At 58.8% G+C, this 14877-nt stretch carries 10 protein-coding genes; 4 read left to right on the plus strand and 6 right to left on the minus strand.

What is annotated here, in order from left to right; translation table 11 throughout:
* Positions 1-40: 40 nt before the first annotated feature.
* The 3 genes from U0004_RS00270 to ssb all read right to left on the minus strand — a co-directional run bounded on the left by U0004_RS00270 (position 41) and on the right by ssb (position 2314).
* Positions 41-1162, minus strand: a complete 1122-nt coding sequence (locus tag U0004_RS00270) for a tRNA lysidine(34) synthetase (RefSeq protein ID WP_070258659.1) — start codon at positions 1160-1162, stop codon at positions 41-43.
* A gap of 134 nt (positions 1163-1296) precedes the next feature.
* On the minus strand, positions 1297-1521 hold the full coding sequence (locus tag U0004_RS00275; RefSeq protein WP_131688859.1) for a hypothetical protein: 225 nt from the start codon (positions 1519-1521) through the stop codon (positions 1297-1299).
* Between the two features lie 283 nt (positions 1522-1804).
* A complete protein-coding gene (ssb, locus tag U0004_RS00280; RefSeq protein ID WP_034781209.1) occupies positions 1805-2314 on the minus strand; it encodes a single-stranded DNA-binding protein in 510 nt (169 codons plus the stop codon).
* Between the two features lie 381 nt (positions 2315-2695).
* Between ssb and uvrA the strand changes: the two genes are divergently transcribed.
* Entirely contained in the window at positions 2696-5545 is a 2850-nt protein-coding gene (gene uvrA, locus U0004_RS00285; RefSeq protein ID WP_070258657.1) for an excinuclease ABC subunit UvrA, read from the plus strand.
* Positions 5546-5821: 276 nt separating this feature from the next.
* Here uvrA and U0004_RS00290 read toward each other — a convergent pair whose 3' ends face one another.
* Positions 5822-7693, minus strand: coding sequence for a phosphoenolpyruvate carboxykinase (GTP) (locus U0004_RS00290; RefSeq protein WP_034781200.1), 1872 nt, complete (start codon positions 7691-7693; stop codon positions 5822-5824).
* A gap of 356 nt (positions 7694-8049) precedes the next feature.
* Here U0004_RS00290 and U0004_RS00295 point away from each other — a divergent pair, with 356 nt between their 5' ends.
* Positions 8050-9063, plus strand: coding sequence for a D-2-hydroxyacid dehydrogenase family protein (locus tag U0004_RS00295; RefSeq protein WP_070253896.1), 1014 nt, complete (start codon positions 8050-8052; stop codon positions 9061-9063).
* On the opposite strand, the gene U0004_RS00300 is transcribed toward U0004_RS00295, so the two are convergent.
* A complete protein-coding gene (locus U0004_RS00300) occupies positions 9051-9824 on the minus strand; it encodes a hypothetical protein (RefSeq protein WP_034781196.1) in 774 nt (257 codons plus the stop codon). The genes U0004_RS00295 and U0004_RS00300 overlap by 13 nt on opposite strands.
* A gap of 178 nt (positions 9825-10002) precedes the next feature.
* Here U0004_RS00300 and U0004_RS00305 point away from each other — a divergent pair, with 178 nt between their 5' ends.
* Both U0004_RS00305 and U0004_RS00310 read left to right on the plus strand, forming a co-directional pair.
* On the plus strand, positions 10003-10488 hold the full coding sequence (locus tag U0004_RS00305; protein WP_070253898.1) for an asparaginase domain-containing protein: 486 nt from the start codon (positions 10003-10005) through the stop codon (positions 10486-10488).
* Between the two features lie 520 nt (positions 10489-11008).
* A complete protein-coding gene (locus tag U0004_RS00310) occupies positions 11009-13753 on the plus strand; it encodes a TonB-dependent receptor (RefSeq protein WP_070253900.1) in 2745 nt (914 codons plus the stop codon).
* A gap of 136 nt (positions 13754-13889) precedes the next feature.
* Here the strand turns inward: U0004_RS00310 and U0004_RS00315 are convergent, their stop codons facing one another.
* Positions 13890-14786: a recombination-associated protein RdgC gene (locus U0004_RS00315; RefSeq protein ID WP_034754435.1), complete on the minus strand. Its 897-nt coding sequence runs from the start codon at positions 14784-14786 to the stop codon at positions 13890-13892.
* Positions 14787-14877: the final 91 nt, after the last annotated feature.

Here is a 14877-nt window from a genome sequence, read left to right on the forward strand (position 1 = left end):
GGATGCCCAGGGCAAGGCGCGCCAGCGGTTGTCCGGCAGGCTAGGCGGTCGTGCGCAACATCCTGAGGAAGCGCTCCCTCAGTGCCCAGTTCACGGGCTCGAGCGTCTCATAGCCCAGCACCTCATCCACAGGGAACACCGTCTCCCCGGCAGAACCTTCCTTTGCCGCCCAGCGCAACATTTTCTCGGGCAAGCCGGGAAACGCCGACGCCATCCAGTACGCCATCGAATAGTATGCGTTGCGTCCCTCCGCATAGCCGGGATAACGGTCTGCGTAATTCGAGAACGAATACTTGGGGAAGCAGCCATCGATAATTTTCTTGGGCGTCATCCACAGGGGATAGACGAGGGTGACGTCGCCGATCGGACGGGCCGGCAGGGGCAATAAACGACGCTCGGTTGCCATGATCGCGAACATCTCGCCCAGCAAGTCTTCGAAATTCAGGCCGGTGGCGATGAATTTCGCATCGAGCGATTTGGCCACGCTCGTCAGTACGCGCCGGATGATCAGGGTGCCGAGGAATTCGAAGTCATCGTCGGGAAATTCCCGGGCAAACCGGTCGGTGATGCCCAGGCCGCCAGCGCTGGCGCCGAGTATCGCTTTCGATTCTTCTTCCGATACCACGGTCAGCGGCAGATTGTAGGCCTGCGCCAGCTCGCGCGCGCGCGGAACGCCGGAATTCCACTCGCCCGGTCCTTCGATAATGACCGGATGGATGTCAATCGGGAACTCGTCAAATTGCGACAAGGCATACAGCAGGGCATTGCTGTCGCCTCCGCCACTCACGCCGACCACCAGCTTGTCGCCAGGCGACAGGGTGTCGCGCAGCGTTTGTGCCACGGCATCGCGCACGGCTAGCTTGCACTCGTTCGACGAGAGGCGTTTCAGGATATTCGGGCCACCCTTTGCCGCGCCGTTGGCGTAGATATATTCGGAAACGGCTTCTTCATTGTTGGCTGGCGGGGAAACCTGCAAGGTGTTGTTGGTGTGCAGGAAAGGATCAATATTTCTTTGAAAAAATGCAAAGACTTGCCGGTCCGGCGGAATCGAACTGCCAGTTTCACTCAGGCAAGGAAAAAGGGTATAGGCGCCGGATGGGTCGCGCAGATAGGTCGCCACCGCCGTCCAGGGCACATGATTGCGCGCCAGGGCATCGAGCACGCGCTCGTCTTCGCCGATGTCAAAACTGGATGTTCCATGGGTCGTTACTACAATTAATTCTCGATTCATTGAGCTTCCCTCGGATAAAGCCCAAGGTGGGCTAGGCCTAGCACCACCTTGGGCACAGTCAGTGATTACATCGACGACAGTACGGTGCTCGGGCCAACGATGCACTCGAGGTTGTTGCGCGAGCATTTCGGAGCGGCGCCGTGCATGCGGCTGTTTTCCAGCGCGGCAATATCCAGTGCGGCAACGGCGACGTTGCTGGCAGGAGCGATATCGCGGCTGGCGCGTTTCAGGGAATAGCCAGAGGTATTGAAAGACCCGGTACCATGAACCACTTGAGTGTTACTAATCATAAGTTTCTCCTTGAGTGATGGACCTGCGCTCGGAACCGCAAAAAATGCACAATCCCGGCCACCGGCAAAGGGCGGCGTAGATTATTTTATAAGCTTTCATCTACGACATTCTCTCGTTTTGTCACCACCGGGCAGTAAACTGTATCGACAGCGGTTTTTGCTCCCTCAAACAATAGTGCGCTTCGGCCTGTGCGCTGGACGTGCGCGCTTGTGCCGCGCCAAAGAAAAATGCCCTGCACATCAAGGATGTGCAGGGCATTGCTGATGACACGATGTGTTCCGATCAGAACGGGATGTCGTCATCCATATCCGAGAAGTTCGGTGCTGGCTTCGGTGCCGGGCGTGGCGCCGGTGCCGGGGCTGGGCGCGGAGCCGGTGCCTGGCGCGGGGCCGGGGCTTCGTAGCCGCCGCCACCACCGTAGCTGTCATCACCACCGCCGGCGTCGCCGCCCATGCCGGAACGACCGCCCAGCATTTGCATCTGTTCCGCGATGATGTCGGTTGCGTACTTCTCGACGCCGTCCTTGTCCGTGTATTTACGGGTTTGCAAACGGCCTTCGACGTAGACGGACGAACCTTTTTTCAGGTATTGGCCGACGATTTCCGCCAGACGGCCGAAGAACGAGATACGGTGCCACTCTGTCAATTCTTTTTGTTCGCCCGTGTTGCGGTCCTTCGATTTGTACGAAGTGGCCACGGCGATGTTGGCGATCGCGTCGCCGCTAGGCATGTAGCGGATTTCCGGGTCACGGCCCAGATTGCCGACGATGATGACTTTGTTGACTGATGCCATGAATAACTCCTGATGAACTGCAGCGGGAGCCGGTGTCCCGCGCGTTAGTTTAGTGTACTAAACGAGGATTATAAGCGACCACGCGGCGCAAAGCACCCGCTTTCTGGCGGACGCCCTCTCCCGTGCGGCAGCACGTTTTTTTCACGGCAGGTGAAAACAAGAAACTTGAATACTGGTATTATATACAGTGTTCAAACGTCTGCACGCATCTGTATCAAACTTTGTCAGGGCACGTTCGCCTGGCGGCGCAATCCGCCCGTGGCTGCCCCAGGCATGCAGAGCAAAACCCGGCTATAGTTACAGGTTGACCCGTTGTGGCTCCTCATCCGCACCCAGGCACAATGCGCCGGCCGCACCACTCACTGAAAGCAAGGCAATCACATGGAACAGATCCGCATTCGCGGCGCTCGCACGCATAACCTCAAGAATATCAATCTCGATTTGCCGCGCAATAAGCTGATCGTGATTACCGGCTTGTCCGGCTCCGGCAAGTCTTCGCTGGCCTTCGACACCTTATACGCGGAAGGGCAGCGCCGCTATGTCGAGTCGCTGTCGGCCTATGCGCGCCAGTTCCTGCAATTGATGGAAAAACCCGACGTCGACCTGATCGAAGGCCTATCTCCCGCCATCTCCATCGAACAGAAGGCAACTTCACACAACCCGCGCTCGACGGTCGGCACCGTGACGGAAATCCACGATTATCTGCGCCTGCTGTATGCGCGCGTGGGCACACCCTACTGCCCCGACCACCCGGAAAACGCGCTGGCGGCCCAGTCCGTATCGCAAATGGTCGACGCCGTGCTGGCCATGCCGGAAGACACCAAGCTGATGATACTGGCGCCCGTCGTCGCCAACCGCAAAGGCGAACATGTCGACCTGTTCGAGCAGATGCAGGCGCAGGGTTTCGTGCGCTTTCGCGTGCAGAGCGGCACGCATGCGGCCAAGATCTATGAAGTCGATGACCTCCCGAAACTGAAGAAAACAGAAAAACACACGATCGACGTCGTCATCGACCGGGTCAAGGTGAACCAGGAGATCAAGCAGCGCCTGGCGGAAAGTTTCGAGACGGCCCTGCGTCTGGCCGATGGCCGCGCCATTGCCTACGAAATGGATACCGCCCAGGAACACGTGTACTCCAACAAGTTTGCCTGCAATGTGTGTGGCTATTCCCTGCAAGAACTGGAACCGCGTCTGTTCTCGTTCAACAACCCCATGGGCGCCTGCCCCGAATGCGACGGCCTGGGACACATTGAATTCTTTGACCCGAAACGCATCGTCGCGTTCCCGAACCTGTCGCTCGCTTCCGGCGCCGTCAAGGGCTGGGACCGCCGCAACCAGTTTTACTTCCAGATGCTGTCGAACCTGGCCGCGTATTACGAGTTCGACCTGGACATGCCGTTCGAACAGCTGGACTTGAACTCACAGCAAGCCGTGTTGTACGGTTCCGGCAAGCAAGTGATTCCGTTTAGCTATGTCAACGAACGGGGCCGCACGGTCATCAAGGAACACACGTTCGAAGGGGTGGTCAACAATCTGCAGCGCCGCTACCGTGAGACGGATTCGATGGCCGTCAAGGAAGAGCTGGCCAAGTTCATCAATGAAAAATGCTGCCCCTCATGCGATGGCGCGCGCCTGCGCGTGGAAGCGCGCTTCGTCAAGGTCGGCACGGGCAAGCAGCAACGGGCCATCTATGAAGTGGCGGAAAAGCCACTGCGCGAGACGCTGGAATTCTTTGAAAAACTGAAACTGACGGGCGCCAAGAAAGAGATCGCCGACAGGGTCGTCAAGGAAATCATTTCGCGCCTGAAATTTCTCAACAACGTGGGCCTCGACTACCTGTCGCTGGACCGCAGCGCCGACACGCTTTCCGGCGGCGAAGCACAACGCATCCGCCTCGCATCACAAATCGGCTCCGGTTTGACGGGCGTCATGTATGTGCTCGATGAACCGTCGATCGGCTTGCACCAGCGCGATAATGACCGCCTGATCGAAACACTGAAACACTTGCGCGACATCGGCAACAGCGTACTGGTGGTCGAGCATGACGAAGACGCCATCCGCACGGCCGACTATATCGTCGACATGGGCATCGGCGCGGGCGTGCACGGCGGCGAAATCATCGCCGAAGGCACCCTGCCCGAGATCTTGAAGAACAAGAAATCGCTGACGGCGCAATACCTGAACGGCAAGCTGAAAATCGCCGTGCCCGCCAAGCGCCACGCCAGCAATCCGGAGAAGCAGCTGGTGATCACGGGCGCGACGGGCAACAACCTGAAAAAGGTGTCGCTGAGCTTGCCGGTGGGCTTGATGACGTGCGTGACGGGCGTGTCCGGTTCAGGCAAATCGTCGCTGGTCAACGATACCTTGTATCCTGCCCTGTCGCGCCATTTGTATGGTTCGCAGACGGAACCGGCGCCGCACGATTCGATCAGCGGCCTGGAGCATTTCGACAAGGTCATTTCCGTCGACCAGGCACCGATCGGCCGCACGCCACGTTCGAATCCGGCCACCTACACGGGCTTGTTTACGCCGATCCGCGACCTGTTCTCCACCGTGCCGACAGCCAAGGAACGCGGTTACAGCGCGGGCCGCTTCTCGTTCAACGTCAAGGGCGGACGCTGCGAAGCGTGCCAGGGCGATGGCGTGATCAAGGTCGAGATGCATTTCTTGCCCGACGTCTACGTGCCATGCGACGTCTGCCACGGCAAGCGCTACAACCGCGAAACCCTGGAAGTGCAATACAAGGGCAAGAACATCACCGAAGTGCTGGGCATGACGGTGGAAGAGGCGCATGAATTCTTCAAGCCGGTGCCACTGATCGCGCGCAAGCTGCAAACCCTGCTCGACGTGGGCCTCGGCTACATCAAGCTGGGCCAGAGCGCCACCACCCTGTCCGGCGGCGAAGCGCAGCGCGTGAAATTGTCGCTGGAACTGTCCAAGCGCGACACGGGCCGCACCCTGTACATCCTCGATGAACCGACGACGGGCTTGCACTTCCACGATATCGACTTGCTGCTGAAAGTCATCCACCGCCTGCGCGACCAGGGCAACACCCTCGTCATCATCGAGCACAACCTCGACGTCATCAAGACGGCCGACTGGATCGTCGACCTGGGTCCCGAAGGCGGCGCCGGCGGCGGGCAGATCATCGCCACGGGCACGCCGGAAGACGTGTCACTGAACCCGGCCAGCGTGACGGGCAAGTACCTGGGGCCGCTGCTGAAGCAGTAACGACGGCAGCGCAATAAAAAACGGCGCGGATTGCTCATGCAATCCGCGCCGTTTCTCTTTTTGCTAGCACCCCAGTCATTGCCGGCGTGTCATTTATCGCACGCCAGTCTTTGCCGGCGTGTTTCTCCCCCACTACAACTCTCAACACCTGACAAGCTACTGCGCGGCGCGCTTTGCGGCCTGCGATGCTCACCGTACTAAAGTACGGTTGCGCTTCTTAGCCACAAATCACTGCCGCTCGCTACGCTTGTCATATGCCGCTTTACGTTAACTTACTTACGCACTCAGCCGCTTTTCCAGCGCAGCCTTGTTATCTGCCAATTCTTGCGGCAGATGATACGCGAGTTTTTCAAACAACTCCGTATGCAATTTCAATTCTTCCACCCACGCGGCCTTGTCGATCGAGGTGATGGTGTCGAACTGTTCCTGCGTGAATGGCAAGCCATCCCAGTTCAGGTCGCCATACTGCGGTGTCGTGCCGAACAGGTTTTCCACACCGCCCGCCTTGCCTTCGATACGCTCGAGCATCCATTTCAGCACGCGCATATTGTCGCCAAAGCCAGGCCAGACGAATTTGCCAGCCTCGTCCGTACGGAACCAGTTGACGCAATAGATCTTCGGCAAGGCGGCCGGGTTGACCTTGCCCACCTTGACGCCCATGTCCAGCCAGTGCTGGAAGTAATCGCTCATGTTATAGCCGATAAACGGCAACATGGCAAATGGATCGCGGCGCACGACGCCCATCTGGCCCACGGCGGCAGCCGTCGTTTCCGAGCCCATGGTGGCGGCCATGTAGACGCCTTCAACCCAGTTGCGCGCTTCCGTGACCAGCGGCACGGTGGTCGAGCGGCGGCCTCCGAAGATGAAGGCCGAGATCGGCACGCCGGCCGGATCGTCCCAGGCAGCGTCGATCACCGGGTTTTGCGTAGCAGCAACAGTGAAGCGCGCGTTCGGGTGCGCGGCCTTGGTGCCGGACGCAGGCGTCCAGTCCTTGCCCTGCCAGTCGATCAGGTGACTTGGTGCTTCCTTGGTCAAGCCTTCCCACCACACATCGCCATCGTCCGTCAGCGCCACGTTGGTGAAGATCGTGTTGTCGCGCATGGACGCCATGCAGTTGTAGTTGGTTTTTTCGTTGGTGCCCGGCGCCACGCCAAAGTAGCCCGCTTCCGGGTTGATGGCGTACAGGCGGCCATCCGCGCCCGGCTTGATCCAGGCGATATCGTCGCCGATGGTGGTCACTTTCCAGCCGTTAAAACTTGCCGGCGGGATCAGCATGGCGAAGTTGGTCTTGCCGCAAGCGGACGGGAAGGCTGCTGCCACGTAATGCTTCTTGCCTTCCGGCGATTCCACGCCGAGGATCAGCATGTGTTCGGCCAGCCAGCCCGGGTTGTTATCGGCCGATTGCGCTTCCTGGTAACCCATGTTCGAGGCGATGCGCAGGGCGAAGCATTTCTTGCCCAGCAAGGCGTTGCCGCCGTAGCCCGAACCGAAGGACCAGATTTCACGCGTTTCCGGGAAATGCACGATGTATTTGGTGCTGTTGCACGGCCATTTCACGTCGGCCTGGCCGGCTGCCAGCGGTGCGCCCACGCTGTGCACGCACGGCACGAATGCGCCATCGGTGCCCAGCACGTCATACACGGCACGGCCCATGCGGGTCATGATCTTCATGTTGACGGCGACATAAGGCGAATCGGACAGTTCCACGCCGATGTGCGCGATCGGCGAACCCAGCGGGCCCATCGAGAAGGGCACGACGTACATGGTGCGGCCGCGCATGCAGCCGTCGAACAGGCCGTTCAAGGTATGGCGCATTTCGCCTGGTTCGGTCCAGTTGTTCGTCGGGCCGGCCGCTTCTTTCGTTGCCGAGCAGATATACGTGCGGTCTTCGACGCGGGCCACGTCGCTCGGGTCGGAGCAGGCCAGGTAGGAATTCGGGCGCTTTTGCGCATTCAGTTTTTTCATGGTGCCACTGGCAACCATTTCGGCGCACAGGCGCTCGTACTCTTCTTGCGAACCATCGCACCAGTAGATGCGCTCTGGCTTGGTCAGCGCAGCAATGTCGGCCACCCAGTTGATCAGTTTCTGTTGTTTAATATAAGCTGGGACGTTGAGTGCGGCGACGCCACCCATGACGGGCTGATTCATATTACCTCCAATACCAATAAAAGAAATTCTGGTCGTTCTGCAAGACAGGCAGCATCGTTGAGAGGTGGCTGCGGCTCACTGCGGGCGGCGTGTTCACGCGGGCAGGGCTCTGGTGTCGTGTCAGCCGCGGCGTTCGCGCCAGCGGCATTTACCTGGATCATGCTCCCAGGCTGCAAGAACAGTTTGCGCTATAACTATAATCAGGAAGCTTCAAAAGTGCCGGCGATTGTACACCCGCCAAACAGCTATTCTCGCAAAAATGTAGGAGAATAGCTTGACTAATGTAGTAGGCTATTCAGCATTTCCCGTATCCTGTTATTTCCCTACCAAATCCTCGCTAAAATCGGCCATCCACCATGAAAATTGCCATACTTGATGATTACCAGGATGCCGTGCGCAGCCTCGATTGTTTCCAGCTACTCGATGGCCATGAGGTCAAAGTGTTCAGCAATACGGCGCGGGGCCTGGGCCAGCTGGCGATCCGTCTGGCGCCGTTCGATGCGCTGGTGCTGATCCGCGAACGCAGCAGTTTCAACCGGGCCTTGCTGTCGAAACTGCCGAATCTGAAACTGATTTCGCAAACGGGCAAGGTCAGCGGACACATCGATGTGCCGGCCGCCACCGAGCTGGGCATCGCCATCGCGGAAGGCATCGGCTCGCCCACGGCACCGGCCGAACTGACGTGGGCGCTGATCATGGCGGCGCAGCGCAAGATCGTGCCGTACGCGCAACATTTACAGGAAGGGCTGTGGCAAACGTCATCCATCGAACCGGCGCGCAACACGCTCGGCACGGTATTGAAAGGGCGCACCCTGGCCATCTGGGGCTATGGCAAGATCGGTCAATTGATCGCCGGCTATGGCCGCGCCTTCGGCATGACCATCCTCGTGTGGGGCAGCGAAGCGAGCCGCGCGGCAGCCGTGGCGGCAGGCGATACGGCGGCAGAATCGCGTGTAGCCTTCTTCGAGCAGGCAGACGTGCTGAGCTTGCACCTGCGCCTGTCCGACAAGACGCGCGGCCTGGTCACAAAAGAGGACCTGGCGCGCATGAAACCAACTTCCCTGTTCGTCAACACCAGCCGCGCCGAACTGGTCGCCGATGGGGCACTGGAAGCGGCACTGCCGCAGGGACGCCCGGGCGCCGCAGCGCTGGACGTGTTCACGGACGAGCCGCTGCCGCCAGGCTCGCCATTGCTGCTGCTGCCGAACGTGCTGGCCACGCCACACCTGGGCTACGTCGAGCGTGACAGCTATGAGCTGTATTTCCGCTACGCCTTGCAAAACATCGTCGATTTTACGCAAGGTCAATGCACGCGCCTGCTCAATCCCGAGGCATTGCAACACGCGCGGCAAGCCCCTCAGGAGCGCTGAAAGCCCTTCAACAAATCGGGCTCGCCCGTGATGCGGATGGCGGGCGCGGGCAGCACGTGCCGGCCGCGCCACAGGCCGGCCCAGCCGGGCGGCCAGGCGATGTCCGGCCCACCGTACGGTGCCACGCCGGCCCGCACGGCGACGACCGGCACGGGCGGCATGTCTTGCAAGGGCTCGCCTGGCGTGCGCTGCATGTCCAGGCTGTACATGTAATTAGGCAATAAAGCATCGCAGACGCGGCCAAACCAGTCGCTATGGTCGTCGTCGCGCCCTAGCGCCTGCGCCAGGCCTTGCGGATCGAAACGGGCCAGGGCATCGATCAGCTCGCCAGTGGTGGCGCCGGGCGTATCGCCCCAGCCCATCACGGGGTTGACGTTGTAATCGGCGCCCGAGCCGTACCAGCCTTCGCGCCAGGGCCGCTGCATCCAGTCGCGCGGCCCCGCAAACAAATGCCAGCGCCAGTGCAGGCCGGAAGGCTTGGGCCAGGAATACAGATACAGTTTTTGATAGCCAGCCTGGTGCAGCTCGCGCACCATGGCCATCAGGCGTGCATGCGGCATGCGGTCCGGCGGCGCGCGGCGAAACAGGATCGCTTCGCCATCGGCGAATTGCACGTCGTCGGTCGACAGGTTCAGGTCCAGGGTCCGCGCTTCGCTGCCGAAACGGGCGGCGATCCAGCCCGTCAGCAAATTGACGGACGTAATCACCCCGTAGCCGCGGTGGCGGTGAAAAATGACGGTGCCGGGAGCGAGCGCTTTCATACGGAGTCGGGGTGGCAGGCAAACAAAGAAACCAGTGTACTCACAGATGGCCAAATTTTCCAGATGCGGCGCGGCAGCAGGGCGGCAGGCACGCTGCCCCATCTGCGGCGGCATTCACGCAACGGTGCCAATCCACGCTATCATGCGCGTCATTCTCCACTGACATCGTGACCACATCATGACTTTGCGCATACTCGCCACTGGCGGCACTTTCGACAAACACTACAACGAATTGAACGGTACCCTGGGCTTTTCCGACAGTCATTTGCCGGCAGCGATTGCCCGCGCGCGCATGACGGCGCCCGTGGCGCTGGAGCAACTGCCCCTGCTCGATTCGCTCGACATGCAAGATGCGGACCGCCAGCGCGTGCTGGCCTCGTGCCGCGCGGCACAGGAAAAAGCCATCGTCATCATCCACGGCACCGACACCATGCGCGAAACGGCGCAAGTGCTGGGCGCGGCGAACCTGAAGCAAACGGTGATCTTGACGGGCGCCATGATTCCCTACGAAATCGACAACTCCGATGCCTTGTTCAACCTGGGCTTTGCCTGCGGTGTGGCGCAAACCTTGCCAGCCGGCGTATATGTGGCCATGAATGGCCAGATCTTCGCCTGGGACAATGTGCAAAAGAACCGCGCCGCCGGCGTGTTCCAACCGTTGTAAGCCTTTGGCAGACGGGGCGCGGCAAGCAGACCGGCACACGGTCTGACTGACACTCTGTCACAATTCGACCAGCCCGTTTTAACGGGCTTTTTTTACGTTTTTTTACCTTTCATAAATTCTGCAAAGCAATAGTTTTTCTCGAATTATTGTAGGTAAAACATCGAATTGCCAATAGAATAATTTTATGTTGTAAAAAAACACCATTGATCATTTTTAAAAACGACGATATATATAAATATAAAACTGTAATTTAACAGTTAAATTAAATATTCTTCTGTATCCACAATTTATTGCCAAATCCGACACGGTTGAGGTGCATTTTTTCTTGCTGAGACGACATAATGTTTGCCTCGACAAGTAAGAAGTGCATTTATAACAATATTGCGCTAAGTAGTCTTCCACCTCCCCCAGACGTGGTTCCGCCTACCGTACACGCCTCCGCTGGCCATCCATCCGATGGCTTGAGCGGTGCTCGTGTACTGCTTGTCGTTATTAAAACTACTACGGAGTAATTGTTATAATGGCATTTAAAGAAAAAATTGGCGTGCGCAGCGTACGCCTGGCCCTGACCGTCCTGGCAGGTAGTGTCTTGTTCTCTGGCCAATCCATGGCGGACGAAGCAATTCAAAAAGTTGAAATTACCGGTTCGAGTATCAAACGTATCGCCGTCGAAGGCGCACTGCCAGTGCAGCGCCTGACGCAAGAAGCGATCGCCCGTACCGGCGCTACCACCGTGGCTGACCTGGTACAAAGCCTGCCAGCCATGCAAGGTTTCACCATCGGCGCCGTGGCTGCCGGTTCCAACTCGGGCGGCCGCACCAGCGCGTCGATCCATGATATCGGCGAAAGCTACACCCTGGTCCTGTTGAACGGCCGCCGCATCGCGCCACAAGGCTCGGGCACCTCCGTCAACCTGAACGCCATTCCAATGAGCGCGGTTGAGCGCGTCGAAATCCTGACCGACGGCGCTTCGGCACTGTACGGCTCGGACGCTATTGCCGGCGTGATCAACTTCATTCTGAAGAAAAATGTCCAAGGCGGCACTCTGGAAGCCACCTATGGCGGCCCGGAAAATAAAGGCGGCAACGCCTGGAACACCAACGTCACCTACGGCTTCGGCGATCTTGACGAAGACCGTTTCAACGTGCTGGTATCGTACCGCCACGATGAGCAGTCGAAACTGCGCGCAACGGACCGTTCGTTCGCCCGTTCGTCGTTCATTCCTGTCAGCTATGGCGGCAAGAACTACATCTACGACCGTACCAGCACCTCGACCGCGCCAGCGAATGCCACCGTTGCGTTCAACAATAGCGCGACGCAACCGATCATGTTCAATCCGTACCTGGCAGCCAGTGGCGCCAGCAACGATTGCGGTCCGACCAACTACGTCACGGCAACCAATAGCAAGGCTTGCGGTTTCGATGGCGGCTCGACGGTTGAAATCGTTCCAGAATCGAAACGCGACAGCCTGTTCGCTCGCGGTACCTACAAACTGACGGACAACCTGAATGCGTTTGCCGAAGTGGCCCTGTCGCGCTTTGACCTGACGGCACGTATCGCCGCCAACCCGGTACCGATCAGCATCGCCAAGAACAGCGCACTGTACAACCAGTACGTGCGCCCAGGCCTGACACAAGCACAGCATGACGACGTGAAATCCGTTACCGCCAACTACCGCATGGTCGACTGGGGCACCCGCGCCAGCAACACCATCACCGACACCAAGCATTTCGTCGTCGGCGTGGAAGGCGAAGTCGGCGAATGGAACGTGGAATCGGCCCTGACCTGGTCGCAAAACGCGATCGACGAGCGCTACGTGGGCGGCTATGCCAAGAACGCCGACTTCGTCAAGATGCAGAGCAATCCGCAGTTCAACCCATTCTTGCCAGCCGGTAACGCATCGCCAGAACTGCAAAAGCTGATCAACGATTCGCAATTCAACGGTTCGATCCGTACGGCATCGACCACCATGCGCGGTATCGATGCGCACGGTTCGCGCGAACTGTTCACCCTGCCAGGCGGCAAGGCCAATATCGGTATCGGCGGCGACTACCGCGAATACAAGTACGAGCAATCGCCAAGCGCCGGTGCCAGCACCAGCACGATCTACAACTTCAACACCTCGCCACGTTACGACCTGAGCCGCGAAACCTACGGCGTGTTTGCAGAGTTGCTGGCACCTATCACCAAAACGGTGGAAGTGAGCCTGGCTGGCCGTTACGACACCATCACCAAGATCGACAACGGCGTGGTGAACAAGTCCATCGGTAAAGACCAAAGCGCCAGCACCTACAAAGTGACGGCACGCTGGCAGCCAGTGCAGCAAGTACTGCTGCGCGGTTCGTACGGCACGGGCTTCAAGGCACCGAGCATGCTGGACATCGGCCAGCCGCTGGTCAACAACGGCTTCACGGCAAAACCATGGAACTGCCCGTTCCCAGGCGACGCCATGTGCCGTCCAGCAGCAACCCAGTACAACCAATTGGCTGGTGGTAACGAAAACCTGAAACCGGAAAAATCGAAGCAATACACCGTCGGTTTCCGTATCGAACCTAGCTCGGCATTCTCGTTCGGCGCCGACCTGTGGGACGTGAAGATCACCGACGCGGTCTCGGCCGTCAGCGAAACCCAGGCCTTCGGCAATCCAACGCTGTACAAAGACCTGTTCGGCACCTACATCGAGCCATCGACCGGCCTGCCTTACTTCGCCTTCAAATCGCTGTCGATGAACATCGGCCAGACGCATAACCGCGGTATCGACTGGGACATGACGGCGCGTCATCGCTTTGATTTCGGTAACCTGACGGCCAACCTGAGCGGCACCCACATGCTCAAGGCTGACTACACCGTGCCAGGCACCAAGAATCAGTGGACGACCAACATGAACTACTTCGGCATCACCGATGCAGTCACGTTCCGTAATCTGGTCAAGCTGAACATGAGCCTGGAAACCGGCAAACTGACCAGCACCATGGTTGTCAGCTATCGTAACGGCTACACCGATGCAGCCGCTTCGGTACTGAACGTCGATACCAGGAAACTGGAAACGATCCGTCTGGAAGTTCCTTCGTACACCACCGTCGATCTGCAAGGCCGCTATGCCTTCAACTCGGCTGTGACGCTGCGCGCTGGTATCAAGAACCTGTTTGACCGTGAACCGCCTCTGTCGCTGCGCGCTTCGTCGGGCCACCAGGTTGGCTTCGATCCACGCTATGCTGATCCAATGATGCGTTCGTTCTACTTCACCGGTAGCTACAAGTTCTAATTTGATGTCTTAAATTAGATTGTCCTGAAAGCGCCTTGCACTTCACCGTGCAAGGCGCTTTTTTTATGTTGCAACATATTGCACAGGCGAAAAAAAAGGAGCCGCAGCTCCTTTTTTTGTAGCAGCATGGCTGCTGTTACGCCGTCGCTTCGCCGCCCAATGCCTCGACCACGTCGGCCATCAGCTTGCTCAGTTCGCCCGTCATCAGCATCACGTCGCCGTCGAAACGTTCTTCGTCGTTCTTCGTGCTCGATTCCGTTTCCTTGATCACGTCCAGCGGCTTGACGCTCTTGATGGCCAGCGATTCCGTCAGCACGAACGAAATCTTGTCGTTCCACGTCATCGCCAGGCGCGTGCACTGCTTGCCGGCCGCGATGTGGCGGCGCACGTCGTCCGCTTCCAGGGTGTGGCGCACGTAGCGCACGGTGGCCTTGCTTTCGCCCGTGGCGCGCAATTCCGTATCCATGTCGACCGTGAAGCCGGCAGGCGCGTCGTCGGCCTGCAGCCATTCCGTCATCACCGCCACGGGCGAGCGCTGCACGCGCAGGCTTTCCAGCGGCAGTTTGTCGACGGCTTTCAACAGCAGCTTGATGACTTCATCGGCCTTTGCCGGGCTGGCGGCATCGACCACCAGCCAGCCATTGACGGGGTCGATCCACGTCCAGACGTTGCTGCGGATGCTGAAGGCGCGCGGCAGCAACTCGTCGGCCACGCGTTCCTTCAATTCCTTCATGGCTTTCTTGCCAGGCGCAAAGCCTTGCGCTTCTTCCATCTCGGCAGCGCGGGCCTTGGCCACCTGATTGATGACGGTCGCTGGCAGCAGTTTCTTTTCCGTGCCCAGCAAGATCAGCATCTGCTTGTTGACCACGTGGACCAGGCCGCCGTTCGGGCGTGGCGTATCCCAGCCCTGGCGCATCAGATCCATGCTGGTCGCCGGCGTAAATTTGTTCGAGGACAAGGCCTCTTCCAGTTGTTCTGGCGTATAGGCCCATGGTGCGGGCAGGCGGTAAATCTGAAGATTCTTGAACCACATAGTTTTTGTCTTCCGTTTATTTCAGTAGTGCCAGGGGAACGCCATTCTACACTTTCGACACGGGAATGCCGTCAAAAGCGCGGACTGGCGC

Source organism: Janthinobacterium lividum (assembly GCF_034424625.1).
In the GTDB taxonomy this organism is placed as follows: Bacteria; Pseudomonadota; Gammaproteobacteria; order Burkholderiales; family Burkholderiaceae_D; genus Janthinobacterium; species Janthinobacterium lividum.